Here is a 23,406-nt window from a genome sequence, read left to right on the forward strand (position 1 = left end):
TCCGTTCCCTAATATAACTAAAGAGAATATTTGAAGTCCAGATAGTAACCAGAAATCATATTAATGGCGGCGTGGATGCTACGAGTACCGAATGACTCGCGATCACATCTCCACGACACACATCGGAAGCCTCCCGCGGACGCCGGAACTGCTCGACCTTCTGACGCGCAAGCAGGACGGCGACGACGTCGACGAGGACGAGTGGCACGACGCCGTCGTCGACGCCACGGAGACGGTCATCCAGCGGCAGGCCGACATCGGCCTCGACATCATCAACAACGGCGAGCAGCCACGGGTCTCGTTCAACTGGTACGTCGCGAACCGCCTCTCCGGCATCGGCGACACGCGCGACGCCCCGCTCTGGGACGACCTCGCCGACTTCCCCGAGTACGCCGAGGACGCCTTCCACGCCGAGGGGATCGACCTCACGAAGCAGCCCTCGGTCACCGGCCCCGTCGAGTACATCGGCGAGGACGCCGCCCGAGAGGAGATCGACACGTTCTTCGAGTTGCTGGAGGCCAGCGGCCTCGACTTCGAGGGCACGTTCATCACCGCCGCCTCCCCCGGCATCGCCGCCGCGACGCTCGTCAACGACTACTACGACTCCCACGAGGAGTTCCTCTCGGTCGTCGGCGAGGCGCTGAAGGAGGAGTACGAACTCATCGCGGAGACGGGTGCGACGCTCCAGCTCGACGCCCCCGACCTGCTGACGACCGGCCACCGCGGATTCGGCGACCGCCCGATCGAGAAGCTCAAGCCGGTCGTCCAGATGCACGTCGACGCGCTCAACGAGGCGACCAAGGACATCCCCGACGAGCAGATCCGCGTGCACACCTGCTGGGGGAGCTACGAGGGGCCGCACCACCGCGACAAGCCGCTCGAAGAGATCATCCCGATCCTCTACGACCTCGACATAGGCGGGCTCTCCATCGAGGAGGCGAACCCGCGGCACCAACACGAGTACCGCGTCTTCCGCGAGCACCCGCTGCCGGAGGACTGGACGCTCATCCCGGGCGTCGTCGACGTGAAGACGAACGTCGTCGAACACCCCGAGGTCGTCGCCGACCGCCTCGAACGCGTCGCCGACGCCGTCGGCGACCCCGGCCGGATCGTCGCCGCGCCCGACTGCGGCTTCGACACGCAGGCCGGCCTCGCGATGGTCCACCCCGAGATCGCCTGGAAGAAGCTCGAAGCGCTCGTCGACGGCGCGGAAGTCGCCACCGAGCGACTGTTCTAACCGGCCACAGCGCTGGTCCGTCCGAGCGTTCGAGAAACGTTCCGCTGCTGTTGCCGCATCGCGCTGACGGGGATCGACGACGGTCGCCGTAGGCAGTAGCGAACCCGGACTACGCGTTCTCTCCCGTCCACGATTTCGGCAGCGGCGTGACGCTGAACACGTACTCGTCGTAGACGCCGTCGAGATTCGCCGGGCTCTCTTCTCGGGTGTGCGCCCGACAGAGGGCGGCCCTCGCCTCGACGGCACCCTGTCCGGTCTCCTCTTGATACCGTTCGAGCACGAGGAACTCCGCGGGTTCCTCGCAGTTCCGACGGTGGCACGTGAGCGGGAAGTCCGGCGGCTCACCGTCCTCCCCGAGGATAGCCGGTTCCGCTTCGTCGGCCCGGGCCAGCGCCTCGGTGATCTCTCGCCGCCGTTGTCGGCGATCCTCGTCGGCGGCTTGCTTCTCTCGTCCCTCTTTCGTGTCGGCCATACCTGTCAGTTGGGCGTCACGGTGATAAAGGCGGACGATGGGCTGAGAAATTGGACATACAGAGCAGCGGTGCTGATTTTCGAACCCCCGCCGAACTGCCGCGCGTTGGCGTGCGGTCGGGTGCGTACTCAGTTGCAAACGGGACTATCGTCCAGCCGTTCGAGGTCACCGCGGCGCTCCCGTTGCATAACGCCGCCGGCGAACATTCGGAGTTTGGAGACGAGTTCGGATTCGGTTTCGTACGTGTCGACGCGCAGATCCCAGCGGACTCGGGCCGAGCGGATCATCGCGCTCGTGACGTCGTCTTCGTGGAGGAAAATCAGCCGATCGCTGTGCGTCTCCGAGAGGGCTTCTAAGATGCTACCCGCTTCTTCGCCGACACCGAAGTTGTGGCCGAGAAACGGCAGCACGAACGCAGTGGCGTTACTGCATCGCGTATACTCGATGCTCTGGGTCGCCGCGTCGATATCGTCGGTGTCCACGTCGACGTCGAGCGCGAGAAACGCGTTCACCCCGGGATCGACGCGGAGTTCGCCTTGGACCCGTCGCAAGAGCGCCTGTGCGTCGTCGATCTCCTCGGTGTTCTGAAAGAGCCGACGGAGTGGGCCGGGGAGATCGTCGACGTCGATGTCACGGCGTTCCTCCTCGCTGAGGACGTAGTTGAGATTGAACGACTTGTACGGCCCCATCAGATAGAACAGGAACCGGTCGTACGTCACGTCGCCCAATCGATCAGCGATCAGGTCGCGCGTGATCGCGGTCATACTCCGCTATACTCGGCAATAATATAAAAAAGACCGTGTTTTCAGCGATCTTCGGCTTGAGAACTGATAAGAGTCCGAAGTCCGTACGGTGAGACACGATGGCGACGAACCACTCGCGGGCACTCGGAGATGGATTGCCCGAGGATCCGTCGGATCTGCTGCCGGAGGAGAGCGTACTCTCCCTGGAGGAGTACCTCGCGATGCACGCCGCAGTCGGGCACCGGACGCGCTATGAGATTCTCTATCGGCTCGTTCACGGCGGGGATATGAGCCCGAAAGAGCTCGAAGACGCGATCGGGGTCGACGACAGCACGCTGCACTATCACCTGAACAAACTCGTCGACGTCGGGCTCGTCGAGAAACGGCAGCGGACCGAGCGGGGACAAGACGGCCTCTATACGTACTACCGGGCGACCGTGTTCGGGGAGGTGACGCTGACCGACGGCGTCGACGAACTGATCCGCGGCGAGCAGGCGTTCACGTCGATGTACGACAGTTCCGCCGAGGACTGACGCTCGCCTCGCGTCCTCACCGCTCGGAGTCCGTCTCGGATTCTTGGGAGGGCCCGTCGCTCGGAGAAGTAGCACAGGATCGCGATGAAGCCGATCGTTGCGACGACGACGAGCCAGTACTGCTCGGCTGCGGTCCCATCCTGTGGATCCGTATACCGACGTAGTGGGTCGGGGCGGATTCGAACCGCGCGAGACTCACTTGCGTTCGTCTCGCTGGGCCCGAACCGCCCGCTCGAAAATCGAAATCCTGCTCGCTGTCGCTCGCAGATTTCTATGGGTCGGGGCGGATTCGAACCGCGGTCGGACGTGCTCGCTCCGCTGCGCGCGACCTCCCTGGTTCGAATCCGTCAGGAACGCCAGTTCTGCCGCGCGGCTCGTCACTCCGTTCCTCGCGATGTGCCGCAGAAACATGGGTCGGGGCGGATTCGAACCGCCGGCCTGCTCCGTGTGAAGGAGCCGTCATAACCGGACTAGACCACCGACCCGCGCATCCGATTTTCCGCGTGGCCGGACTTAAGCGTTCTTCTTCGGGGCGTGAGCGAAGCCAGCGACGACCGACTGCGTCGGCGACCGAGAGGACGCTCAGTACGACGGCGACTCCTCGGGGACGCCGTCGCGGGCGTTGACGAGTCGCCCGAGCACGAACAGCGCGTCCGAGAGTCGGTTGAGATACCGGATCGCCTCCGCGTTCGCGGGCTCGTCCGCGGCGAAGTCGACCGCGCGCCGCTCCGCTCGCCGGACGACCGCGCGGGCGTGATGCAGCGTCGCGCCGGCCTCGCTGCCGCCGGGCAGAATAAAGGAGGTCAGCGGGTCGAGTTCCTCCTCGGCCTCGTCGATGGCGTCCTCCAGTTCTTCGACGTGCGCGGCGGTGACGACGGGGTCGCCCTCGTCGGGATCTGGGTTCGCGAAGTCCGCTTGGACGATGTGGAGGTGGTTCTGAATCCGTCCGAGCGTCTCGTCGACGTCGTCGTGGCCCGTCGGTCGGGCTGTGCCGACGAGCGCGTTCGCCTCGTCGACGGAGCCGTACGCCTCGATCCGCGGGCTCGTCTTCGAGACGCGCGACATGTCGCGCAGGTCGGTCATCCCCTCGTCGCCGCGGCCGGTGTAGATCTTCATCGCTCGGCGAGAGTGCGTTCGACGTACGTCAGGATGTTCTCGCTCTCGTTCATCGTCACGCCGCGCTCGTCGTCGACGAGAACGGGGACGGCGCGCTGGCCGCTGACGCGCTTGACCTCGTCGCGCTCGGAGTGCAGCCCGTCGACCCAGACGGTCTCGTAGTCGACGCCGTCCTCCTGTAGCGCGTCGTGGACCGCCTCGCAGTACGGACAGCCGTCGAGCGCGTACAACGTGATGCTCATACCTGCCCGTGCGGACGCCGCAGCAAAGAGGTTTGCCCGTTCGCGGACTCGAAGGGGGACCGATCGCCCCCGTGACTGAAGTGAACGCGCGGCGTACACTCTCGTATGAGCGTCACGGGGCTCTGTCAGATCTGCGAGCGCCGGGAGGCCGAGTACGCCTGTCACCGCTGCGGCGCGGCCGTCTGCTCGATTCACTTCGAGACCGAACAGGGCGTCTGCGTAAACTGCGCGTCCGCCGAGGGTACCGAGGACGTCGCGGGCGGCGCTGGCGACGTTCCCGAGTTCCGGTAGCGCCGACGCAGCGCGGAGCGTCGGCCGCGAGGAGGGTCACTCACGGTACTGATTCAACCGCCGCTTGAGCCGGCGCGCGGCGTCGCCGGCGGCTTTCGCGAACGCCTCGCCCTGGTCCTCGCCGGCGAAGATGATCCCGCGCGAGGAGTTGACGAGCCCGACGCCTCCTGCCAGCCCGTGTTCGACGGCCGCCTCGGCGTCGCCGCCCTGCGCGCCGATGCCGGGGACCAAGAACGGGAGGTCCGGGACCTGCTCGCGGATCGATTCGAGTTCATCGGGAGCGGTCGCGCCGACGACGAGGCCCACGTTGCCGTGCTCGTTCCACAGGTCCGCGAGCGCGGCGACACGTTCGTAGAGGTGCTCGCCACTCGCCAACTCCAGATCCTGCAGGTCGGCGCCGCCGGGGTTCGAGGTCCGACAGAGCACGAAGATTCCCTTGTCTTCGCGGTCCAGAAACGGTTGCAGGGAGTCTCGACCCATATACGGGTTGACGGTGATCGCGTCGACGTCGTCGAGCAGTTTCGCGTACTGCCGCGTCGTGTTTCCGATGTCCGCGCGCTTGGCGTCGAGGAGGACCGGGACGTCCTTGCCATCGGCGTAGGCGATCGTCTCCCGGAGGGCCCGCCAGCCCTCCGCGTCCTCGTAGAACGCCGCGTTCGGCTTGTAGCAGGCGGCGTGCTCGTGGGTCGCGTCGATGATCCGCCGGTTGAACGCCCACTGCGGCAGGTCCTTCTCGAGCAGGTGTTCGGGGAGTCGGGAGCGGTCGGCGTCGAGACCGACGGAGACGACGCTGTCGACCCGATCGATCCGCTCGCCGAGTCGCTGGAAGAACGGCGCGGTCATAGTCGATGCTCCCCGCCAGGGACCGAGTAGGTTTCCCTTCACGTGCGCTTGGGGGGCCGTCATCGGTCGCAGAAACCGGAAACCGTTAGGGCGACCCCGGGGAATGAGCCGGTATGACAGACGCCGCCGACCTCGCCGCGCGCGTCCGCGAGGGCGACCTCCGGCTTCACGAACTGGACGACCACGCCGACGCCGACACCGCCGCCGCGGCGCGTCGGCTGCTCGTCGAGCGCGAGACCGGCGCGACGCTCGACGCCGTCGGCGACTACGGCTTCCCGGCCGAGCGCGCAGAGTCGAACATCGAGAACATGCTCGGGGCGGTCCAGGTCCCGATGGGCGTCGCCGGCCCCGTCGCGATCGACGGCGGGGCGGCCTCCGGAGAGACGTACCTCCCGATGGCGACGACGGAGGGCGCGCTGCTCGCCAGCGTCAACCGCGGCTGCTCGGTGCTCTCGGACGCCGGCGGCGCGAACGCGCGGGTGCTCAAGACGGGGATGACCCGCGCGCCGGTGTTCCGCGTCGAAGACGTCGTCGAGGCCGAGGCGCTGGTCTCGTGGGTCCGCGACAACGTCGGGGACCTCGTCGACGCCGCGGAGTCGACGACGAGTCACGGGGAACTGCTCGACGTGACGCCGTACGTCGTCGGCAACTCCGTCTACCTCCGGTTCCGCTACGACACGAAGGACGCGATGGGGATGAACATGGCCACGATCGCCACCGAGGCCGCCTGCGACGTCGTCGAGGCCGAGACAGACGCGGAGCTCGTCGCGCTGTCCGGAAACCTCTGTACGGACAAGAAGCCCGCCGCGATCAACGCCGTCGAGGGGCGCGGTCGCTCGGTCACCGCGGACGTGACGATCCCCCGCGAGGTCGTCGAGGACCGACTGCACACGACGCCCGGTGCCGTCGCGGAGCTGAACACCCGGAAGAACCTCGTCGGATCGGCGAAAGCGGGCAGCCTCGGGTTCAACGCCCACGTCGCGAACGTCGTCGCCGCGATGTTCCTCGCGACCGGGCAGGACGAGGCGCAGGTCGTCGAGGGCGCGAACGCGATCACGACCGCCGAGGAGCGCGACGGCGACCTCTACCTCTCGGTGTCGCTGGCGTCGCTCGAAGTCGGCACCGTCGGCGGCGGGACGAAGCTCCCCACGCAGGCCGAGGCGCTCGACGTGCTGGGCGTCCGCGGCGGCGGCGATCCCGCTGGCTCGAACGCCGACGCGCTCGCCGAGTACATCGCCGTCGGCGCGCTGGCGGGGGAGCTGTCGCTGCTGTCGGCGCTCGCCTCGCGGCACCTCTCCAGCGCTCACGCCGAACTGGGTCGCTGAGTCGGTCGACTACTCTTCGGACGACGGGGCCGCGTCCGGCTCGCTCGCAGTCGCCCCGAAGGCGACGACGACGAGCAGCGTTCCGGCGGTCACGAGCGCGAACCCGCCGACGATCAGCGGCGTCGTCGGGAGGGACGCGCCGCTCTCTGCGCCGCTCGCACCGAGGCCCACCGCGAGCGCGACCCACCCGACGCCCGACAGCGACAGCCCGAGACCGCGGCGTCGCTGTCCCTGAATCACCGCCGCGCCCGCGAGCAGCGTGTGCCCGACGAGGAAGCCCACGCCCGCGACGACGAGCCGTCCCGAGACGGCCGCGACCGCGCCGCCGACGAAGCAGGCGGCGACGAAGATCCGAACGATCCAACCGGCGATGCCGGGAAGCGAAGTGCTCGACATCGGTGGTCAGAGGAGTCGGTAGGTGCCACCGGATTCGGTCGCCTCCCCGCGGCGGGTCAGTTTAGCGAGGAGATCCCGAGCCTTCTCGTCGGGGACGCCGCGCTCGGTCGCGTACGCGACGACGTCGTCCTCGGTGGGCGCATCGCACGCTTCCAGCGCGTCGCGGACGACGTCGATCCGGCTCCCCGCGCCGGTTTTCGCGCCCGTTTCGGCCCGCTCGCCCGCGGCTTCGACCGCGTCGGCGTCGAGGCCCGATCCGGCCAGGTACTCGTCGTCGTCGACCACCGAGCCGCGGTCGTCGATCTCGCGTTCCATCTCCGCGACGTGGGCGGTCTCGGCGAACGCCTCGCTGTTGCCGCCCTGCTTCGCGAGCAGCGCCGACCGCGCCTGCCGCGCGGCGTCTTGGCTCTCCTCCTCGACGAACCGCCGGAGCTTCTTCGTTTGATGCGTCCGCCCGCACCGCGGACAGGTGGCGGTCTCCGCGGCCCTCGCGTCCTCCAAGAGCCACAGGTTCTCGCAGTCGGTGCAACCGACGACGGCGTACATACGGCCCCGTTGTGCGGGATCCGATTTGAACGTTCGGCTCAGAACCCGATCCGCGATCCTCACGTTGTCACTCCATCGCTCGCCGATCGACCGAAGCTTTGTTCGTCGGGTCGATAATCTCTCTCGGGTATGGTCGAAGTCCGTCTCGCCTCGAACGCGTGGACGCGCGTCGGGAACGCCACGGCCCGGGGACTGGCGTTCGACGCCGACGACCGCGCCGTCGACCCCGCCGAGGCGTTCGACGGGTGTGACTCTCCCGAAGCCGTGGCGGAGGTGGCCGACCGGCTGTCCGGCTTCTTCGCCGCCGTCGTCCGTGGATCTGACGCGGATATGCTCGTCTGTGACGTCGCGCGGAGTATCCCGCTCTACTTCACGACCGGGAGGCCGACCGCGATCGGGGACGTGGCGCTCGAACTCGAACCGGAGCGTCCCAGCGCCTACGATCCGACGGCGGCGAGCGAGTTCGCGTTGACTCGGTACGTCACGTGCGGGGAGACGCTCAGAGACGACATCGAGACGGTTCGAGCCGGCGAGGTCGTGACGGTTCCCCGCGGGCCGACGGCGGGGTTCGAGCGCTCCCGGTACGCGGAGTATCGACCGACGACCGCGGCCGACCGCGAACCGGCCGACTGTGAATCTGCTGACCCGGACTCGCCGACCCGAGCGGAGCTGCTCGACTCGTTGGCGTCGACGATGGCCCGTGTCTTCGACCGGGTCGTCCGCGTCGCCGACGGGCGTCCGGTGCTCGTGCCGCTCAGCGGTGGTTGGGATTCCCGCCTCGTCGCCGCAGAACTCGTCGCGCGGGACGTCGAAGTCGTCGGGTTCACGTTCGGCGCGCACGGACACGGTGACGTCGAAGTCAGCCGAGACATCGCCTCGGCGCTCGGGATCGACTGGGAGTGGGTCGAGTACACGACCGACCGCTGGTACGACTGGTATCACTCTCCCGCGCGTCGGCGCTACCACGAGTACGCGTTCAACCTCGATTCGCTGCCCTTCCTCGCCGAGTGGCCGGCGGTCGCCGAACTCCTCGAACGGGGCGACGTTCCGGAGGACGCGCTGGTCTGCCCGGGACACACCGTCGCCACGCCGAGCGAGCGCGTTCCCGACGCGTGGGTGGCGGCCGCCGAAGAAGGAACACGGGGAGACGCGCCGACGACAGCGGACGTCGTCGAACACGTCCTCGATACCCACTACTCCCTCTGGGAGTGGAGCGACGCCGGTCTTCGCGAACGGTTCGCCGACCGCATCGAGTCGGAGGCGGGACTCACGACCGTTCGCGACGCCACCGAGGCGGCGGCTGCCTACGAACGATGGGAGTGGGCGACGCGGATGACGACGTTCACGAACGGCGACTGCAGGCTCTACGAGTGGTTCGGGTTGGACTGGTGGCTGCCGCTCTGGGATCGAGACTACGTGGATTTCTGGGCGTCCGTGCCGCTCGCACATCGGCACGAGAAGGCGCTCCAGCGGGAGTACGCTCGAAAGCGCGTCGCCGAGGTGGGAGACGACGCGGCGGCCGTCGCGAATCGAACGGACCGCGACTGGACGCCCGTCGACCAAGTGCGGCGTACCTTCGAGACGCGACCCGAGAAAACCCACACGGAGCAGGGAGACCCCCAGAGAACGGGTTTCGAGGCGTGGCTCGGCACGCAGGACGTCGCCGAGGCGGCCGTCGAATCACGGGGGAACTATCCGCTTCGGTGGTACGGGGTCTTCCCCGCGGAGGCTGAATCCCGCTTCGACCCGGCGAAGAATCTCTACGCGCTGCGGACGCTCGCCGCGCTGGGGCTGCTCTCTTTCGATCCGCCCCGCTCCGACGTGCCGCTGACAGAGCCGCTCTCGCTGCCGCCCGTGTGACCGCGTTCTCTCGTGTCCGTTGCGACCTCGTGACCGTTTTCTCGCCCTAGCAGCCTGTGTGACTGCCCCCCGAGATGCGCCTGCGGGTGTCCGAACGAGAACCTTTATTTTCCGACGAATGATTACTTAGTAATACCACCAAATTATGGACCGGAGAACGTATCTCGCGACAGCCGTCGGCGGCGCGCTCGGTCTCGCCGGCTGCACCGGATCGGACAGCCCCGGGGAAACGTCGTCACCGACGTCGGCGGGGACAGCGACGTCTACGGCGACCGAGCCCTCTGGAACGCTCACCGTGGCCACCTACGGCTCGTTCGTTGACGCGCCGTCGAGCAGTCCGGGACCGTGGCTCAAGGAGGAGTTCGAGAGGCGGTACCCCGACGCGACCTTGGAGTGGGCGACGCCCGAGAGCGGGATCAACTACTACATCCAGCGGTTCAACGCCGACTCGGCGCTGGAGGCCGACGCCTACGTTGGCCTGAAAGTGCCGGAGCTGGTGCGGGTCGACCAGCGGACCGACGGGGAGCTATTCGAGCGGCCGGATCTAGACTCTCTCTCGAACTGGGAGCACGTCACGTCGAGGCAGTTCGACGAGCGAAACCGACTCCTCCCGGTGTTCACCGGCTACTGCAGTTTCGTCTACGACGGGACCGACGTCTCCGAGCCGTCGACGCTCCAAGAGCTGACGACGGAGACCTACGAGGGGAACGTGTTGGTCCAGAACCCCACGACCGACAACACAGGGCTGTACTTCCTGCTGTGGACGATCAAGGAGTTCGGCCCCGACGGGTATCGCGACTACTGGCGAGATCTGCTCGCGAACGACGTGTCGGTGCTGGATTCGTGGGGAAGCGTCTATCAGTCGTTCACCGAGGACGAAGTCGACGTCGTCACGTCCTACTCGAACGATCGGGTGTACGCCGAGCGGAGCGATCAGAACCTCGAGAAACATCGGGTCGCGTTCCCGGGCGGCCACGGCTACACGAACCTGAGCGGGATGGGGACGTTCGCGCCGTCCGATCAGAACCGACTCGCCGAGGCGTTTCTCGACTTTATGCTGAGTCCGCAAGCGCAGGGCAAACTCGCGGAGCTCAACGTGTCGTTCCCCGTGACGGATCACGCCTCAGTCCCGTCTGTCTTCGAGGAATACGCGAAAGAACCCCCGAATCCGCAGATGTACTCCTACGAAGAGCTCGCGGGCAACCTCGACGAGTGGCTGCGAGGCTGGGAGCGAACGGTCGCCGAGTCCTGATCGAAAGCCGGTTACTCGCGTTCGCCGCTCGCCTCTCGACCGAGCGCCGACTCGACTGCCGAGACCTTCTCACAGGCCTCGAGCTCGTCGGTTCGGTAGTCGTCGATCTGCAGCAACGTGCTCACGCGGTCGCCGGGAACCGCCCGATGGGCTGCGCCGACGGCCGCGAGGAGTTCGTCGACGTCCTCGGCCTCCACGACAGTCGACATCGGATTCGTCTCGTACGAGACGTCGTGCTCCTCCAACGCGTCGATGGCAGCCGCGATCTCTTCGGTGACGTCCTCGTCCGTGACGGGCGTTACTCGCAGCATTCCGAAGACCGTCATACCGGGTAATATCACCTAGTGATTGTTAGGTGTGGCTATCCCGGATACGGTGTCACCAGCGACGGTAACGGACGGAAAACGGGACGGGCATAGCTACGTCACGTTGACCGGCGTAGGTACCGAAATTCTGAAAAATCCGTTTCCGAGCGCTCGAAGAGCGGTCTACGACAGCTCTTCGATGTTCTCGACGACCGCGTCGGCGAACTCCGACGTCGCGAGCTTCGTGCCGCCCTCGATCTGTCGGTGGAGGTCGTAGGTGACGTTGCCCTCCGAGATGGTCTTCTCGACGGCGTCGCGAATGAGCTGTCCGGCGTCCTTCCAGCCCATGTACTCGAACATCTCGCGGCCCGAGAGGATCATCGCGGTCGGGTTGACCTTGTCCTCGCCGGCGTACTTCGGCGCGGAGCCGTGGACCGGTTCGGCCAGACAGAGGCCCTCACCGAAGTTCGCGCCCGGGGCGATGCCGAGGCCGCCGATCTGCGCGCCGGCGGCGTCGGACATATAGTCCCCGTTGAGGTTCATCGTCGCGATGACGCCGTACTCGCTGGTCCGGGTGAGCAGCTGCTGGAGCATGTTGTCGGCGATGCGGTCGTTGACGACCAGCACGTCGTCGGGGGCCTCGCCGTCGTAGTCCTCCCAGAGTTCGTCCTCGGTGATGACCGAGTCGTCGTACTCCTCCTCGGCGACCTCGTAGCCCCAGTCGCGGAACGCACCCTCGGTGAACTTCATGATGTTGCCCTTGTGGACGAGCGTGACCGAGTCGCGGTCGTTCTCGAGGGCGTAGTCGATGGCCTCGCGGACGAGGCGCTTCGTGCCGAACTCCGTGATGGGCTTGACGCCGATGCCGATGGGACCGTCGTGCATCACGTCGTCCGCGCCCATCTCGTCTTCGACGAAGGCCTTCATCTTCTGGACCTCGTCGGTGCCGGCCTCCCACTCGATGCCCGCGTAGACGTCCTCGGTGTTCTCCCGGAAGGTGATCATGTCCATCTCCTCGGGGTTCTTGACGGGCGAGGGGACGCCGTCGATGTGGTAGGTCGGGCGGACGTTGGCGTAGAGGTCGAGCTTCTGGCGGAGCGCGACGTTCAGCGAGCGGTAGCCCGCGCCGACGGGCGTCGTCAGCGGGCCCTTGATCGCGACGCGGTGCTCGCGGATCGCGTTCACGGTGTCGTCGGGCAGGTTCTCGCCGTACTTCTCGCGGGCGGACGCGCCGGCGTAGACGCGCATCCACGAGACGGACCGACCCGTCGCCTCCGCGGCGGCGTCGAGGACCTTCTGGGCCGCCGGGCCGACGTCGGTGCCGATCCCGTCGCCGTGAATGATCGGGATGATCGGCGTCTCCGGGACGTTCAGTTCTCCCGTCTCCTCGTCGGCGAGCGTGATCTTCTCCCCGGATTCGGGGACTTCGATCTGGTCGTAGCTCATAAACATCCGGCTCTTTCCGCACCGGGCGTAAATTACTGCCGTTATCGCTCCGGTCTGGGTCCGATTTCCCCGGAAAACCGGTCACAGAACGGCTACTGAAACGAAGGACGGCTGCGGTGGGAGACGAAACCGACAGACTTCGAGGGGAACCGACGGTGCTATCGACCGGAGAGAGTCATTCGACGACGAGCCACGGGACGTCCACCAGCGGCGGGATGTGCGTCTCGATGTGGTGCTCCCAGACGCCCTCCTCCCCGAAGGCCTCCCCGTGATCGGCGGTGACGACGACGGTGCCGTCGAGTTTCGGGATCAGCTCCGCGATCGATTCGAGCGCGATGCGGAGGTTCTCCTCGTGGAGTTCGAAGGCGGTCTCGCGCGTCCCGTTCTGCACCAGATCGACGGGGTCGAGTTCGAGCCACAGCCCCGCCTTCTGGGCGAGTTCGCTGCCTTCGAGCGCGCTCTCGATCCGCGGGCGGACGCTGTCGCCGAGCGAGGCTATCGGGCCGCTGCCGTCGGTCGCCGCCTGCTCGCGCGCTTCCTGTTTTCTGATGCCCTTCTGGATCTGTTTGAGTTTCTGGCCGGCGCCGCGAGAGAGATAGGGGGCGTGCGGCTGCATATAGTGGAGGACTGTCCGCTCGTTGCGCTCGACGAGTTCGGGGTGCTCCTCGAGCGACGCTTCGAGGCTCTCGGGGGGCACCGTCCCGAGGTCGTCGTCCCACCCGTGCTTCCAGACGTCGACGACGTCGGCGATGTGCTCGTTGGCGGTCCACTCGTAGTCGCAGCTGGCTCCCCACTTCAGCTCGTTCAGCGGGATCCCGAGGTCGTTGATGAAGGGATTACCGGAGAAGTACGCGATGTCGTGGTGACCGGTGAACGTCCGATAGGCCCACTCGGGCGTCGAGGAGCCGACGCTCCGGCGCTTCTCGACGGTCCCGTCGAGATACTCCTCGTAGACGTCGCAGAACACGTCGTATCGGCACGCATCGAGGACCAGACAGTAATCCCAATCTGAGGCCAGGAAATCCTGCGCTTTCATCACCGGCCGTCGCTTCTCACTCGGGGACCGTAGGTGTACTGCTTCTGGAAGCCGCGGACTGCGGGTTCGACGCTACCGTTCGTCCGCGTTCGCGCACAGACGGAACGGCTTCTTACGTGCGCGACCCTTTCGGGGAGTTGATGACCGACGCCACCAGCGAGCGCGGGGATCGAGAGGCCGATCGACTGACCGTCTACTCGGATTACGTCTGTCCGTTCTGCTATCTCGGGCGACGGTCCCTCTCGGCGTATCAGGCCGAGCGCGAGGAGGCGCTCGAGATCGACTGGCGACCCTTCGACCTCCGCTCGGGGAAACGCAACCCCGACGGCACGATCGATCACGACGCCGACGACGGGAAGGACGACGCCTACTACGAGCAGGCCAAAGAGAACGTGCGGAAGCTCCGAGAGAAGTACGGGGCCGACGAGATGGACGTCGAACTCGCCACCGACGTCGACTCCCTGCCCGCACAGCTCGTCTCGGTGGCGGTCCGAGAGGAGTGCGACTACGAGACGTGGCTCGCGTTCGACGAGGGCGTCTTCGCGGCGCTGTGGCACGACGGGCGCGACATCGGCGAGGAAGCGGTCCTCGTCGACGTCGCCGCCGACGCGGGTGTCGACGCCGACATCGTCCACGACGCGCTGACCGACGACGAGGCGCGAGCGACCCTCCGCGACCAGTTCCGCGCGGCCCAACAGCGCGGAATCACCGGCGTTCCGACGTTCGTCTACGAGGGTCACGCCGCCCGCGGGGCCGTGCCGCCCGAACAGCTCGAACGACTCGTCGAGAACGTCTGAACCGCCGAGGACCTACTCCGCTGGCTCGCTCTCGCGGGACGAATCCGAATCCGACGACCCGCCGTCGGCGGCGACCGCCGCCGGGTCCTCGCCCGTCGGCGTCGCGTGCAGCCACTCGTCGGCCCACGACTCGATCTCGTCGAACACCGGGCAGAGCGAGCGCCCCTTCGGCGTCAGCGAGTAGTACGTCGCCACTGGGGCGTCCTCCTCCAATCGCCGGTTGACGAACCCCAGTTCCTGGAGGTCGTCGAGGACGCGCGAGAGCGTCCGCGAGCTCGCGTCCGTCGACCGCTTGAGCTCGTTGAAGCGTTTCTCCCCGTCTTGGAGGTCGTGCAGGACGATGAGCCGCCACTGCGAGCCGATCTGTTCGAGCGAGTCGATCACCGAGCACGCCTCCTCGTCGTATTTGTCGTCGGATTTTGGGGACACGGACGTCACCTGGTGTCGTCTTGGTCCGGGAAGGTACATATGGTTTCGGTTCTTTAGTAGGTATCAGAGAGATACCTGATGCAATCGATGAGCACAACCGGGATTCACCACGTTTCGGCCGTCGCCGGCGACCCACGCGAGAACCTCCGCTTCTACACCGAGGTCCTCGGGCTTCGCCTCGTCAAGCGGACGGTCAACTTCGACGACACGACGACGTACCACCTCTACTACGGCGACGAGACGGGATCGCCGGGGACCGCGCTCACGTTCTTCCCCTTCGAGGGGACGCGAGCGGGCCGCCCCGGTCGGGGACAGGCGGTCGCGACCGCGTTCGCCGTCCCTGCGGGCAGCCTCGACTACTGGGAAGATCGACTCGGCGAGTCGGAGGCGACCGTCCACGAGCGGCGGACTCGCTTCGACGCGGCCGTGCTTCCCTTCGAGGACCCGGACGGACAGCCGCTCGAACTCGTCGCGGCCGACGGCGACGACTCCCCGATCGAGCCGTGGACCGGCGGCCCCGTCCCCGCCGAGTACGGCATCCGCGGTTTCTTCGGCGTCACGCTGCACTCCGCCGAGCCCGACGCCACGGCGAACGTGCTCGACGTGCTCGGCTTCCAGCGGGTCGGCTCCGAGTCCGAACCCGACGACGGAGCCGAGCGCGTCCGCTACGCGGCGGCCGGAGACCACGCGACCGTCGTCGACGTCCTCCACCGCGGACCGCCGCGGGGTCGCCCCGGCGTCGGCACGGTCCACCACGTCGCGTTCCGCGCGGCCGACGAGGAGGAGCAACTGGCGTGGCGCGACCGCCTCTCCGACGCCGGGCAGTTCGTGACGCCGCAGAAGGACCGCCAGTACTTCCGCTCGATCTACTTCCGCGAACCCGGCGGGATCCTCTTCGAGATCGCGACCGACGGCCCCGGCTTCGACGTCGACGAGTCGGTCGACGAACTGGGTTCGGAGCTCAGGCTCCCCTCGTGGCTGGAGGACGACCGGGAGCGCATCGAGTCGGCGTTGCCGTCGCTGGACGGTGCAGTGGACGACTCGACGGACGCGAAGGCGACCGCGGCCGACGGGGGAACTGGCGAATGAGCCGATCGGATCCCCACGGCGACCAGCCGATCAGGACCGCGGGCGCGTCGCCGGAAGACGCCGACGCGGCGGTCGTCCTCGTCCACGGCCGGGGCGCACGCGCCGACGGAATGCTCCAGTTCGCGACCGAGTTCGGCCGCGACGGCGTCCACTACGTCGCCCCGCAGGCCCAGCGCGGTACGTGGTACCCGAACCGCTTCGTCGCGCCGATCGAGCGGAACCAGCCACACCTCGACTCGGCGCTCGCGCACGTCGGCCGCGCGGTCGAGGAGGCGCGCTCGGGCGGGCTTCCGACCGAGAAACTCCTCCTCGTCGGGTTCTCTCAGGGGGCGTGTCTCGTCAGCGAGTTCGTCGCGCGCGACCCGAAGCGCTACGGGGGGCTCGTGCTCCTCTCGGGCGGGCTGATCGGCGAGGAGGGGACCGAGTTCGATCACGCGGGGGACGTCGACGGAATGCCCTTCTTCCTCGGCGTCAGCGACGACGACCCGCACATTCCGGTGTCGCGCGCGGAGGAGACCGTCGAGGTCTTCGAGCGGCTGAACGCCGACGTGCGCTTCGACCGCTACAGCGGCCGGGGCCACGGGATCTTCGAGGAGGAGATCGCGTATCTCGACGAGTTGCTCGCGACGCTGGTCGACGCGTAGCCCGGCGCTATCTCCGCGAGGGTCGCCTTCGGAACCTCTTTGGGTCGCTCATCCGTTGGGACCGGTATGAGCGACGGACCACTCGACGAGGAGACCCTGGAGAAGTACCGGGAGGCCGGATCGGTGCTCCGGCAGGTGCTGGATGAAGCCGCAGAGAAGGTCGAACCCGGCGTCACGCAGTTGGAAGTCGCCGAGTTCGCCGAGTCCCGAATCCGCGAACTCGCCGACGGCTGCGCCTTCCCCGCGAACATCAGCGTCGACGAGGAAGCGTCGCACGCATCGCCCGGACGCGACGACGACACCGAGTTCGGCGAGGAGATGGTCTGTCTGGACTGCGGCGTCCACGTCGACGGCTACATCGCCGACGCCGCGGTGACCGTCGACCTCTCCGGGAACCCGGAACTCGTCGAGGCCGCCGAGGAGGCGCTCGACGCCGCGCTCGAAGCGGTCGGGCCGGGCGTCCAGAGCGGGACGGTCGGCGCGGAGATCGAGGACGTCATCCGCGGCTACGGCTACACGCCCGTCCTGAACCTCTCGGGGCACGGCGTCGCTCGGTGGGACGCCCACACCGGGCCGACGATCCCCAACCGCGGCACCGAGCGCGGCGTCGAACTCGAAGTCGGCGACGTCGTCGCCATCGAGCCGTTCGCGACGACCGGTAGCGGGAAGGTGACCGAGGGGTCGAAAGAGGAGATCTACAGCCTCGAACGCGACCGCTCGGTGCGGGACCGCTCGGCGCGGAAGGTGCTCGAACAGGTGAAAGACGAGTACCGGACACTGCCGTTCGCGACCCGCTGGCTCGACAGCCCGCGCGCGGAGATGGCCGTCACGCGGCTGAAACAGCAGGGCGTCCTCCACGGCTATCCGGTGTTGAAGGAGGACGACGGCGAACTGGTCAGCCAGGCGGAGCACACCGTCGTCGTCACCGAGGACGGCTGTGAGATCCTGACCGCGTGAGCGAGCCACCGATGGACCAAGTCTTCGCCCCGTGGCGGATCGAGTGGGTCGAGCGCGACCCCGAGGAGAAGAACGTCGACGGCTGTCCGTTCTGCGTCCTCCCCGAGCGCGAGGCGGACCGCGAAAACCGGATCGTCGCCCGCAGCGAGCACGCGTTCGTGATCCTGAACAACTACCCGTACAACCCGGGACACGTGATGATCATCCCCTACCGCCACACCGGCGAGTGGGGCGACCTCACGAGCGAGGAACTGCTCGATCACGCCCAACTGAAAGTCGCCGCGATCGACGCCCTCGACGCGGCGCTGAACCCCGACGGCGTCAACGCCGGCGAGAACCTCGGCGGCAGCGCCGCGGGCGGATCGATCGACGCGCACGTCCACACCCACCTCGTGCCGCGGTGGGGCGGCGACACGAACTTCATGCCCGTCATCGGCGACACGAAGGTCATCGTCGAAGCCCTCGACGACACCTACGACCGCCTGCACGAGGCGTTCGCGTCGCTGCCGGCGGCGACTGGCGACGGCCAAGCCGGCGACGAGCGCGACGATGTCGACTCCGACGGGCCGACGCGCGCCGTCAGGCTCGACCTCGACGACTGAGCCGGATTCGCTCCTGATTCTAACTCACCCGCGTGTTTATGTACGATCACGCGGCCAGACGGCCCGTGAGCTAAGCACAGCCCCGCACCGTTCCGCGGTTGTTCGGCACGTCGGCGCGGGCACAACAGCGGCGACGATAGGACGGGGACGTCGTCGACGGCGGGTGCCGACTGTTCGCCACTACTCAGCCTCGGCTCTACAACAACGGACGACTTTCGGCAAACGATGGCTGCCGACGAAGCGACAGGGTGGGAATGGAAGGGGCCGCGCTCTCGGCGAAGGCGCGCGACGAAAGCACCGCAGCGAACGGAGTGAGCGAGGAGCGCAGCGAGCGCACCGAGTCGAGAGCGCGGGGGCTTCCGAGGACTTCCCAGCCTCTATGTCAAGAGCGGTAGGTTCGTCAACGAACGATTCGCACAGCGACCGAAGCGACTTAGCGCCCCCGCGAGTACGCTTCGACGATGAGCGACGACCGGAGACGAACCGTCCGCCGCGTGGGGCTCGTGATCCTCGCGGTCAACCTCGCGCTCGCGCTCGCGAAGGGCGGCGTCTGGGGCGTCACCGGCAGCCTCGCGATCGGCTCCGAAGCGGTCAACAGCCTCGCCGACAGCGTCTACAGCCTCGTCGTCGTCGCCGGCCTGTACCTGACGACCCAGCCGCCGGACTTCGAGCACCCGCACGGCCACGAGCGGATCGAGCCGTTCGTCTCCCTGTTCGTCGCCCTCGGCGTCTTCGCCGCCGGAGCGGCGGTGCTGTGGAACGCCACGACGTCGGTCCTGAACGGCACCTACGGCGTCGAAGCCGGAGCCGCCGGCGTCGCCGTGCTGCTCGGAACCGCGGGCGCGAAGTACGGGCTGTATCGCTACTGCCTCCGCGTCGGCGAGGAGCGGCACTCGCCCGCCGTCGTCGCGGCCGCGCTCGACAACCGAAACGACATCCTCACCGCGGGCGCGGCGCTCGTCGGCGTCGTCGGGGCGTCGGCCGGCGCACCGGTACTCGACCCCATCGCCGCGGGCGTCGTCTCGCTCGGCATCTTCTACACCGGATACGAGATCGTCCGCGACAACGTGAACTACCTCTCGGGGCGGCCCCGCCGGAGGAACTCCGCCGCGAGATCCTCGAACGTGCGCTCGAACACCCGGAGGTCCGCGGCGCGCACGACGTCGTCGCCCACTACGTCGGGCCGGAGGTCGACGTGAGTCTCCACATCGAAGTCGAGGGCGATATGACGCTGTTCGAGGCCCACGACATCGAGTCGGCCGTGGTTCAATCCATCCGGTCGATGCCGGAGGTCGACGACGTGTTCGTCCACGTCGACCCGAAGGAACTCGGCGAGTGGAAGGAGAACGCCGAGGCCAAACGCCTCATCGGGACCGCCATCGCCCGGGAGCGCGGCGAGGGCTCGAGGGGCCGGCGACCGGGCGGTGAACGCCCCCGCGGCAACGACAGCGCGAGTGGCGACGACGGCGACGAGGGCTGAGGCGCCGGCGACGGAGAAGCGAAGCGATCAGACCGGTTCGCCGAACGCGTAGACCGTCTGGTGGCTCGTGATCTCGACGTCGAAGACGTCCCCGGGTTCGATACCACGCTCGTCCGCGTTCCGCACGATGACCTGTCGATAGGCCTCGTCGCGGCACTTCATCGAGTCGCCGGTCCCTTCGCGGACCGCCATCACCCGACGCGTCTCGCCGATCATCGACTCGTAGGCCTCGGCGACGACCTCGCGCTTCAGTTCCGACATCGCCTTCGAGCGCTCCTTCTTGACCGTCCCGCCGAGACCCTTCATCTCGGCGGCGTCGGTGCCGGGCCGCTTCGAGAAGCGGGTGACGTTCACCTTCTCGGGGCGCACCTCGCGGAACAGCGCCATGCTCTGGGCGTGGTCCGCCTCTGTCTCCGTCGGGAAGCCGACGATGAAGTCCGTCGAGAGCGTCCAGTAGTCCAACTTCTCGTCGAACGTCTCGACGATCTCGACGAACTGCTCGACGCGGTGCTGTCGCCGCATGTCTTCAAGCACCGTGTCGGATCCCGACTGGACCGGCAGGTGAATGAAGTTGTACAGTTCGTCGTGGCGGTCGAAGACGTCGGCGAGTTCCTCGCGAATCCCGTGGATCCCGCCGGGGTTCGCCATCCCCACGCGGACGCGGAAGTCGCCGTCGATCTCCGAACAGATCCGATCGAGGAGTTCCGGGAGCTCGCGCTCGCCGGTGTCCCAGCCGTAGACGCCGGTGTCCTGTCCGGTGATTCGGAGTTCCTTCGCGCCCGCGTGGACGAGCGCGCGTGCCTTCTCGACGTTCTCCTCGACGGGCGGGGAGTCGACGCGGCCGGTCGCGAACTTCGTGATGCAGTACGAGCAGTTCGACAGGCAGCCCCGAGCGATGGGGAGGATGCCGACGACGCCGTCGAGGACCGGTTCGGTCCCCGGACCGGGCGTCGGACACTCGCCGTTCGTGACCGCCGCGGGGACGTCGTCCCAGTGGAGGATCTGCGCGTCGACGCCCTCCTCGCGGAACTCCTCGCCCTGCGCGAGCGCCATACAACCCGTGATGATGAGGTCTGCCGTCTCCGACTCCAGTTCTTTGGCCCGACGGAGCATATTGCGCTCCGTCTTCTCGACCACCGTGCAGGTGTTCATGATGGCGACGTCGGCCGCCTCCGGACCGTCGACGGGGTAGTGGCCGGCATCGCGGAGCGCGCTCTCGATCTGCCGGCTCTCGCCGCGGTTGGAGGTGCAACCGTACGTCTCGATGTGGTATCGGGCCATTCAGTCGATACAGCATATCCGACCCGCGGGCAAAAGCGCGACGGTTCGGAGGGAGTACGAATGCCAACACGGGAGCGAGCGACCGATACGGTGCAACTCCCCCGCCAGAACCGTCCGTGACGCTTCCGCTTCGAGGTGCAGAGGTACTCATGTGCGAGCTATTAGGTACGCCTAAAAATGAGAAGTCATTTGTATTCTTAGGCTAGCCTAAAATTATGGGCGATAACCTGAAACGGAACGTGACCCCGACGCGGCGCGAGTACGTGAAATACGGCGGCGCAGTCGTCGGTGGGGGGCTCCTCACCGGCTGTATCGGTGGCTCGGGAACGGATACGGCGTCGACCGAAACCGACGCCCCCGCTGCGGAGACCGATCAACCGGAAACGGGCGACCAGTCCTACACCGTCTCGATGGAACCAGTCGGAGACGTGACCTTCGAGTCGGTACCAGAGCGGTGGATCGCGTACGATGGCGGCTACGCCGATATGGGCGTCGCGCTCGGAAAGGCCGACGGGATGACGGGCATCGGCGGAGCCGACCGCTACTACACGTACGTCTACGATGAACTGCCGGGAGTGAGCGTGGACCGGGAGCGGATCGAGGCGAATCCCGAGGTGCGAGCCAAAGAGCAGTTCTACGAACTCGACAACGACGTCCACCTGTATGACCCGAATATGCTCATCAACTGGTTCGATTGGGACCGATCCGACGTGGAGGCGATCACCGACAACGTCGCCCCGTTCGTGGGCAACCTGATCTTCCGCCGATCCGATGGATGGCACGACTACCGATACTACACCCTCTATGAGGCCTTCGAGAAAGTATCGGAGGTGTTCCAAGAGCGGGAGCGCTACGAGGCGTTCAAGCGACTCCACGACGATTTCATCGCAGAAATCCAGCGACAACTCCCACCGGCCGATGAGCGACCGAACGTGTTCCTCACCTACGAGGGAACCACCGAACCAGAGACGTTCTCACCGTACCGACTCAACGACAAGGGCACGAGCAAGAAGCAGTGGCGCGACCTCGGCGTCACCGACGCACTGGCGGGGACGGACATCGAGAACCTCAGTACCACGAACCGTGGCGAACTCGACTACGAGAACCTGCTGGAAGTCGATCCGGACGTGATTCTCGTTCGCGGACACGAGCGGAAGTCCGCGGCCGAGTTCCGCGAGACGGTGCTCGCGTATATGCGGGACCACCCGGTCGGCGGCGAACTGACCGCCGTGAACGACGGGCGCGTCTACCGCGGTGGCTACCTTAATCAGGGACCGATTCACAACCTGTTCCTGACCGAACGGGCGGCGAAGCAGCTCTATCCCGACGTGTTCGGTCCGGTGACCGGCGATGCTGAGCTGTTCGACCGCCAGCAGGTCGCAGATATCGTCGCCGGAGGTGTTTGAGGACTACTACAGTATCTCGCTCACGCGACAGGCGAGTCGGACGATACAGGCACGGTTTACGACGGTTTGATCGGAGCGTCGCGTTCCCGATGGACGCGAACGACGGTATTTCCATTCGCTGCGGATCAGCCGTTTTGATCTTCGGCCTCGAAGTCGACGTCCTGTTTCTCCCCTGCCAACGCAACGTGGCCGTAGTTGAGCAACCCGACGAAGACTCCCCCACCGACGATGTTGCCGGTCGTGGTCCAGAGAAGAAAGTGACCAAACTCCCCGAGAGCGACACCTTGTCCCAGAAACATCGCCGAGAGGACCTCCGTCGTCCCGAGGATGCTGTGATGGAATGGTCCGAACCCGATTACGGCCGTGACGATCAGCACGAAGAGAATACGGCTGACAGTGTCTCGGCTGGCCGCGGAGAGCCACGTGACTAGCCCCATCAGCCAGCCGGCGATCACGCCACTCAGGAAGATCACCCACCACGGGTGCGGGAGCAGCGCGGAGGCCAACGTTCCGAACGCGTCCGCATCGAGAATTCCGAGTGCTGGCCCGAGAGAGGTGATCAAGCCAGCGAATAGCGCGCACCCCACGAGGTTCGACGTGTACGTTACGCCCCACACACGACCGAGCCCTCTCAGCGAGGCTCGGCCGTCGAGTACCGGCAGAATCGCCATCGTCGAATGGGCGGTGAACAGTTCCGTCTGACCGATGACGACGAACAGGAACGCGATCGAGGAGACGCCCCCGAGAGTGAGCTGTTGAACGAGTATCGACTCGAAGCCGCCGGAGAACGTCAGGGCCATCCCCATTAGTAGCGCGCCGAAGCTCAGATTGAGTCCCGCAGAGAGTCCGGAGAGAAACACGCCTGCCGGGGGGCGGTTGATCTCCTTGAGCGCGTTTTCCATCTCGCGCTCCAAGATGTTTCGATACGAGAGTGAGGCACCAGAGGGCTCTGTATCAGGTCTCGAAGTCATACACTGGAGATAGTGCTACAACGGCGGGCATAGTAAACCGTTCACCGAATACGGTCTCTGTCCACAGAGCCGAGCAGTTCGGATCGTCGACAAAAGAGGATGTCCGT

General features: G+C 66.7%; 25 protein-coding genes, 1 tRNA gene and 1 pseudogene. 13 read left to right on the forward strand and 14 right to left on the reverse strand.

The genetic code is table 11. The annotated features are described in order from the left end of the window. Positions 1 to 91: 91 nt before the first annotated feature. A complete protein-coding gene (locus tag ACP99_RS02045) occupies positions 92 to 1,237 on the forward strand; it encodes a cobalamin-independent methionine synthase II family protein (RefSeq protein ID WP_049985001.1) in 1,146 nt (381 codons plus the stop codon). A 109-nt stretch (positions 1,238 to 1,346) separates the two neighbouring features. On the opposite strand, the gene ACP99_RS02050 is transcribed toward ACP99_RS02045, so the two are convergent. Next, on the reverse strand, positions 1,347 to 1,709 hold the full coding sequence (locus ACP99_RS02050; RefSeq protein WP_049985002.1) for a hypothetical protein: 363 nt from the start codon (positions 1,707 to 1,709) through the stop codon (positions 1,347 to 1,349). Positions 1,710 to 1,837: 128 nt separating this feature from the next. Then, the gene (locus ACP99_RS02055; protein ID WP_049985003.1) at positions 1,838 to 2,473 is read right to left on the reverse strand and encodes a DUF7509 family protein; all 636 of its coding nucleotides are present in this window, start codon (positions 2,471 to 2,473) and stop codon (positions 1,838 to 1,840) included. A gap of 98 nt (positions 2,474 to 2,571) precedes the next feature. On the opposite strand from ACP99_RS02055, the gene ACP99_RS02060 reads away from it, so the two are divergent. Continuing rightward, complete coding sequence (locus ACP99_RS02060) at positions 2,572 to 2,985, forward strand: ArsR/SmtB family transcription factor (protein ID WP_049985004.1); 414 nt, start codon at positions 2,572 to 2,574, stop codon at positions 2,983 to 2,985. A 410-nt stretch (positions 2,986 to 3,395) separates the two neighbouring features. Here the strand turns inward: ACP99_RS02060 and ACP99_RS02070 are convergent. The 3 genes from ACP99_RS02070 to ACP99_RS02080 form a co-directional block, all read right to left on the reverse strand. Then, positions 3,396 to 3,470 (reverse strand) — tRNA-Val (locus ACP99_RS02070). A gap of 97 nt (positions 3,471 to 3,567) precedes the next feature. Further along, positions 3,568 to 4,101: a cob(I)yrinic acid a,c-diamide adenosyltransferase gene (locus ACP99_RS02075; protein ID WP_049985006.1), complete on the reverse strand. Its 534-nt coding sequence runs from the start codon at positions 4,099 to 4,101 to the stop codon at positions 3,568 to 3,570. Further along, positions 4,098 to 4,343 (reverse strand): glutaredoxin family protein, encoded by a 246-nt coding sequence (locus tag ACP99_RS02080; RefSeq protein WP_049985007.1) that lies wholly within the window; start codon positions 4,341 to 4,343, stop codon positions 4,098 to 4,100. The genes ACP99_RS02075 and ACP99_RS02080 overlap by 4 nt, the downstream gene beginning before the upstream one ends. 105 nt (positions 4,344 to 4,448) lie before the next feature. Here ACP99_RS02080 and ACP99_RS02085 point away from each other — a divergent pair, with 105 nt between their 5' ends. Then, entirely contained in the window at positions 4,449 to 4,634 is a 186-nt protein-coding gene (locus tag ACP99_RS02085; protein WP_049985008.1) for a zinc finger HIT domain-containing protein, read from the forward strand. A 36-nt stretch (positions 4,635 to 4,670) separates the two neighbouring features. On the opposite strand, the gene pyrF is transcribed toward ACP99_RS02085, so the two are convergent. Next, on the reverse strand, positions 4,671 to 5,477 hold the full coding sequence (gene pyrF, locus ACP99_RS02090; RefSeq protein WP_049985009.1) for an orotidine-5'-phosphate decarboxylase: 807 nt from the start codon (positions 5,475 to 5,477) through the stop codon (positions 4,671 to 4,673). A gap of 113 nt (positions 5,478 to 5,590) precedes the next feature. Between pyrF and hmgA the strand changes: the two genes are divergently transcribed. Further along, positions 5,591 to 6,802, forward strand: coding sequence for a hydroxymethylglutaryl-CoA reductase (NADPH) (gene hmgA, locus ACP99_RS02095; RefSeq protein WP_049985010.1), 1,212 nt, complete (start codon positions 5,591 to 5,593; stop codon positions 6,800 to 6,802). Between the two features lie 9 nt (positions 6,803 to 6,811). On the opposite strand, the gene ACP99_RS02100 is transcribed toward hmgA, so the two are convergent. Continuing rightward, positions 6,812 to 7,198 carry a hypothetical protein gene (locus ACP99_RS02100; protein ID WP_049985011.1) on the reverse strand — a complete coding sequence of 129 codons (387 nt, stop codon included), beginning with the start codon at positions 7,196 to 7,198 and terminating at the stop codon, positions 6,812 to 6,814. Positions 7,199 to 7,204: 6 nt separating this feature from the next. Further along, entirely contained in the window at positions 7,205 to 7,744 is a 540-nt protein-coding gene (locus tag ACP99_RS02105; RefSeq protein ID WP_049985012.1) for a DUF5817 domain-containing protein, read from the reverse strand. Positions 7,745 to 7,873: 129 nt separating this feature from the next. Between ACP99_RS02105 and ACP99_RS02110 the strand changes: the two genes are divergently transcribed. Both ACP99_RS02110 and ACP99_RS02115 read left to right on the forward strand, forming a co-directional pair. Further along, the gene (locus tag ACP99_RS02110; protein ID WP_049985013.1) at positions 7,874 to 9,604 is read left to right on the forward strand and encodes a hypothetical protein; all 1,731 of its coding nucleotides are present in this window, start codon (positions 7,874 to 7,876) and stop codon (positions 9,602 to 9,604) included. Between the two features lie 145 nt (positions 9,605 to 9,749). After that, complete coding sequence (locus ACP99_RS02115) at positions 9,750 to 10,856, forward strand: thiamine ABC transporter substrate-binding protein (protein WP_049985014.1); 1,107 nt, start codon at positions 9,750 to 9,752, stop codon at positions 10,854 to 10,856. Between the two features lie 11 nt (positions 10,857 to 10,867). On the opposite strand, the gene ACP99_RS02120 is transcribed toward ACP99_RS02115, so the two are convergent. The 3 genes from ACP99_RS02120 to ACP99_RS02130 all read right to left on the reverse strand — a co-directional run bounded on the left by ACP99_RS02120 (position 10,868) and on the right by ACP99_RS02130 (position 13,643). Then, positions 10,868 to 11,182, reverse strand: coding sequence for a thiamine-binding protein (locus tag ACP99_RS02120; protein ID WP_049985015.1), 315 nt, complete (start codon positions 11,180 to 11,182; stop codon positions 10,868 to 10,870). 162 nt (positions 11,183 to 11,344) lie between these two features. Then, the gene (gene icd / locus ACP99_RS02125; RefSeq protein WP_049985016.1) at positions 11,345 to 12,607 is read right to left on the reverse strand and encodes an isocitrate dehydrogenase (NADP(+)); all 1,263 of its coding nucleotides are present in this window, start codon (positions 12,605 to 12,607) and stop codon (positions 11,345 to 11,347) included. A gap of 175 nt (positions 12,608 to 12,782) precedes the next feature. Then, on the reverse strand, positions 12,783 to 13,643 hold the full coding sequence (locus ACP99_RS02130) for a hypothetical protein (protein ID WP_049985017.1): 861 nt from the start codon (positions 13,641 to 13,643) through the stop codon (positions 12,783 to 12,785). Positions 13,644 to 13,783: 140 nt separating this feature from the next. On the opposite strand from ACP99_RS02130, the gene ACP99_RS02135 reads away from it, so the two are divergent. Continuing rightward, positions 13,784 to 14,440, forward strand: coding sequence for a DsbA family protein (locus ACP99_RS02135; RefSeq protein ID WP_049985018.1), 657 nt, complete (start codon positions 13,784 to 13,786; stop codon positions 14,438 to 14,440). A gap of 12 nt (positions 14,441 to 14,452) precedes the next feature. Here ACP99_RS02135 and ACP99_RS02140 read toward each other — a convergent pair whose 3' ends face one another. Further along, positions 14,453 to 14,908, reverse strand: coding sequence for a winged helix-turn-helix transcriptional regulator (locus ACP99_RS02140; RefSeq protein ID WP_049985019.1), 456 nt, complete (start codon positions 14,906 to 14,908; stop codon positions 14,453 to 14,455). A gap of 48 nt (positions 14,909 to 14,956) precedes the next feature. Here ACP99_RS02140 and ACP99_RS02145 point away from each other — a divergent pair, with 48 nt between their 5' ends. From ACP99_RS02145 to ACP99_RS02165, 5 genes and pseudogenes are all read left to right on the forward strand, one after another. Further along, positions 14,957 to 15,958 carry a ring-cleaving dioxygenase gene (locus ACP99_RS02145; RefSeq protein ID WP_049985183.1) on the forward strand — a complete coding sequence of 334 codons (1,002 nt, stop codon included), beginning with the start codon at positions 14,957 to 14,959 and terminating at the stop codon, positions 15,956 to 15,958. Next, positions 15,955 to 16,602 (forward strand): alpha/beta hydrolase, encoded by a 648-nt coding sequence (locus ACP99_RS02150; RefSeq protein WP_049985020.1) that lies wholly within the window; start codon positions 15,955 to 15,957, stop codon positions 16,600 to 16,602. The genes ACP99_RS02145 and ACP99_RS02150 overlap by 4 nt, the downstream gene beginning before the upstream one ends. Before the next feature lie 66 nt (positions 16,603 to 16,668). After that, a complete protein-coding gene (map, locus tag ACP99_RS02155) occupies positions 16,669 to 17,559 on the forward strand; it encodes a type II methionyl aminopeptidase (protein ID WP_049985021.1) in 891 nt (296 codons plus the stop codon). A gap of 11 nt (positions 17,560 to 17,570) precedes the next feature. Further along, positions 17,571 to 18,161, forward strand: a complete 591-nt coding sequence (locus ACP99_RS02160; protein ID WP_049985022.1) for an HIT family protein — start codon at positions 17,571 to 17,573, stop codon at positions 18,159 to 18,161. 461 nt (positions 18,162 to 18,622) lie between these two features. Continuing rightward, a pseudogene (locus ACP99_RS02165) lies at positions 18,623 to 19,641 on the forward strand (cation diffusion facilitator family transporter). 27 nt (positions 19,642 to 19,668) lie between these two features. Here the strand turns inward: ACP99_RS02165 and ACP99_RS02170 are convergent. Beyond that, a complete protein-coding gene (locus ACP99_RS02170; protein ID WP_049985023.1) occupies positions 19,669 to 20,922 on the reverse strand; it encodes a tRNA (N(6)-L-threonylcarbamoyladenosine(37)-C(2))-methylthiotransferase in 1,254 nt (417 codons plus the stop codon). A gap of 215 nt (positions 20,923 to 21,137) precedes the next feature. On the opposite strand from ACP99_RS02170, the gene ACP99_RS02175 reads away from it, so the two are divergent. Continuing rightward, entirely contained in the window at positions 21,138 to 22,328 is a 1,191-nt protein-coding gene (locus ACP99_RS02175; RefSeq protein WP_049985024.1) for an ABC transporter substrate-binding protein, read from the forward strand. 125 nt (positions 22,329 to 22,453) lie between these two features. Here ACP99_RS02175 and ACP99_RS02180 read toward each other — a convergent pair whose 3' ends face one another. Beyond that, positions 22,454 to 23,299: a formate/nitrite transporter family protein gene (locus tag ACP99_RS02180; protein ID WP_049985025.1), complete on the reverse strand. Its 846-nt coding sequence runs from the start codon at positions 23,297 to 23,299 to the stop codon at positions 22,454 to 22,456. Positions 23,300 to 23,406: the final 107 nt, after the last annotated feature.

This window comes from Halobellus rufus (assembly GCF_000739575.1).
In the GTDB taxonomy this organism is placed as follows: domain Archaea; phylum Halobacteriota; class Halobacteria; order Halobacteriales; family Haloferacaceae; genus Haloquadratum; species Haloquadratum rufum.

Excerpts from the sequence above, each read along its gene's own strand:
- ACP99_RS02045 (WP_049985001.1), top strand. The coding sequence starts at position 92 with ATGACTCGCGATCACATCTCCACGACACACATCGGAAGCCTCCCGCGG.
- ACP99_RS02050 (WP_049985002.1), bottom strand. The coding sequence starts at position 1,709 with ATGGCCGACACGAAAGAGGGACGAGAGAAGCAAGCCGCCGACGAGGAT.
- ACP99_RS02055 (WP_049985003.1), bottom strand. The coding sequence starts at position 2,473 with ATGACCGCGATCACGCGCGACCTGATCGCTGATCGATTGGGCGACGTG.
- ACP99_RS02060 (WP_049985004.1), top strand. The coding sequence starts at position 2,572 with ATGGCGACGAACCACTCGCGGGCACTCGGAGATGGATTGCCCGAGGAT.
- ACP99_RS02075 (WP_049985006.1), bottom strand. The coding sequence starts at position 4,101 with ATGAAGATCTACACCGGCCGCGGCGACGAGGGGATGACCGACCTGCGC.
- ACP99_RS02080 (WP_049985007.1), bottom strand. The coding sequence starts at position 4,343 with ATGAGCATCACGTTGTACGCGCTCGACGGCTGTCCGTACTGCGAGGCG.
- ACP99_RS02085 (WP_049985008.1), top strand. The coding sequence starts at position 4,449 with ATGAGCGTCACGGGGCTCTGTCAGATCTGCGAGCGCCGGGAGGCCGAG.
- pyrF (WP_049985009.1), bottom strand. The coding sequence starts at position 5,477 with ATGACCGCGCCGTTCTTCCAGCGACTCGGCGAGCGGATCGATCGGGTC.
- hmgA (WP_049985010.1), top strand. The coding sequence starts at position 5,591 with ATGACAGACGCCGCCGACCTCGCCGCGCGCGTCCGCGAGGGCGACCTC.
- ACP99_RS02100 (WP_049985011.1), bottom strand. The coding sequence starts at position 7,198 with ATGTCGAGCACTTCGCTTCCCGGCATCGCCGGTTGGATCGTTCGGATC.
- ACP99_RS02105 (WP_049985012.1), bottom strand. The coding sequence starts at position 7,744 with ATGTACGCCGTCGTCGGTTGCACCGACTGCGAGAACCTGTGGCTCTTG.
- ACP99_RS02110 (WP_049985013.1), top strand. The coding sequence starts at position 7,874 with ATGGTCGAAGTCCGTCTCGCCTCGAACGCGTGGACGCGCGTCGGGAAC.
- ACP99_RS02115 (WP_049985014.1), top strand. The coding sequence starts at position 9,750 with ATGGACCGGAGAACGTATCTCGCGACAGCCGTCGGCGGCGCGCTCGGT.
- ACP99_RS02120 (WP_049985015.1), bottom strand. The coding sequence starts at position 11,182 with ATGACGGTCTTCGGAATGCTGCGAGTAACGCCCGTCACGGACGAGGAC.
- icd (WP_049985016.1), bottom strand. The coding sequence starts at position 12,607 with ATGAGCTACGACCAGATCGAAGTCCCCGAATCCGGGGAGAAGATCACG.
- ACP99_RS02130 (WP_049985017.1), bottom strand. The coding sequence starts at position 13,643 with ATGAAAGCGCAGGATTTCCTGGCCTCAGATTGGGATTACTGTCTGGTC.
- ACP99_RS02135 (WP_049985018.1), top strand. The coding sequence starts at position 13,784 with ATGACCGACGCCACCAGCGAGCGCGGGGATCGAGAGGCCGATCGACTG.
- ACP99_RS02140 (WP_049985019.1), bottom strand. The coding sequence starts at position 14,908 with ATGTACCTTCCCGGACCAAGACGACACCAGGTGACGTCCGTGTCCCCA.
- ACP99_RS02145 (WP_049985183.1), top strand. The coding sequence starts at position 14,957 with ATGAGCACAACCGGGATTCACCACGTTTCGGCCGTCGCCGGCGACCCA.
- ACP99_RS02150 (WP_049985020.1), top strand. The coding sequence starts at position 15,955 with ATGAGCCGATCGGATCCCCACGGCGACCAGCCGATCAGGACCGCGGGC.
- map (WP_049985021.1), top strand. The coding sequence starts at position 16,669 with ATGAGCGACGGACCACTCGACGAGGAGACCCTGGAGAAGTACCGGGAG.
- ACP99_RS02160 (WP_049985022.1), top strand. The coding sequence starts at position 17,571 with ATGGACCAAGTCTTCGCCCCGTGGCGGATCGAGTGGGTCGAGCGCGAC.
- ACP99_RS02170 (WP_049985023.1), bottom strand. The coding sequence starts at position 20,922 with ATGGCCCGATACCACATCGAGACGTACGGTTGCACCTCCAACCGCGGC.
- ACP99_RS02175 (WP_049985024.1), top strand. The coding sequence starts at position 21,138 with ATGGGCGATAACCTGAAACGGAACGTGACCCCGACGCGGCGCGAGTAC.
- ACP99_RS02180 (WP_049985025.1), bottom strand. The coding sequence starts at position 23,299 with ATGACTTCGAGACCTGATACAGAGCCCTCTGGTGCCTCACTCTCGTAT.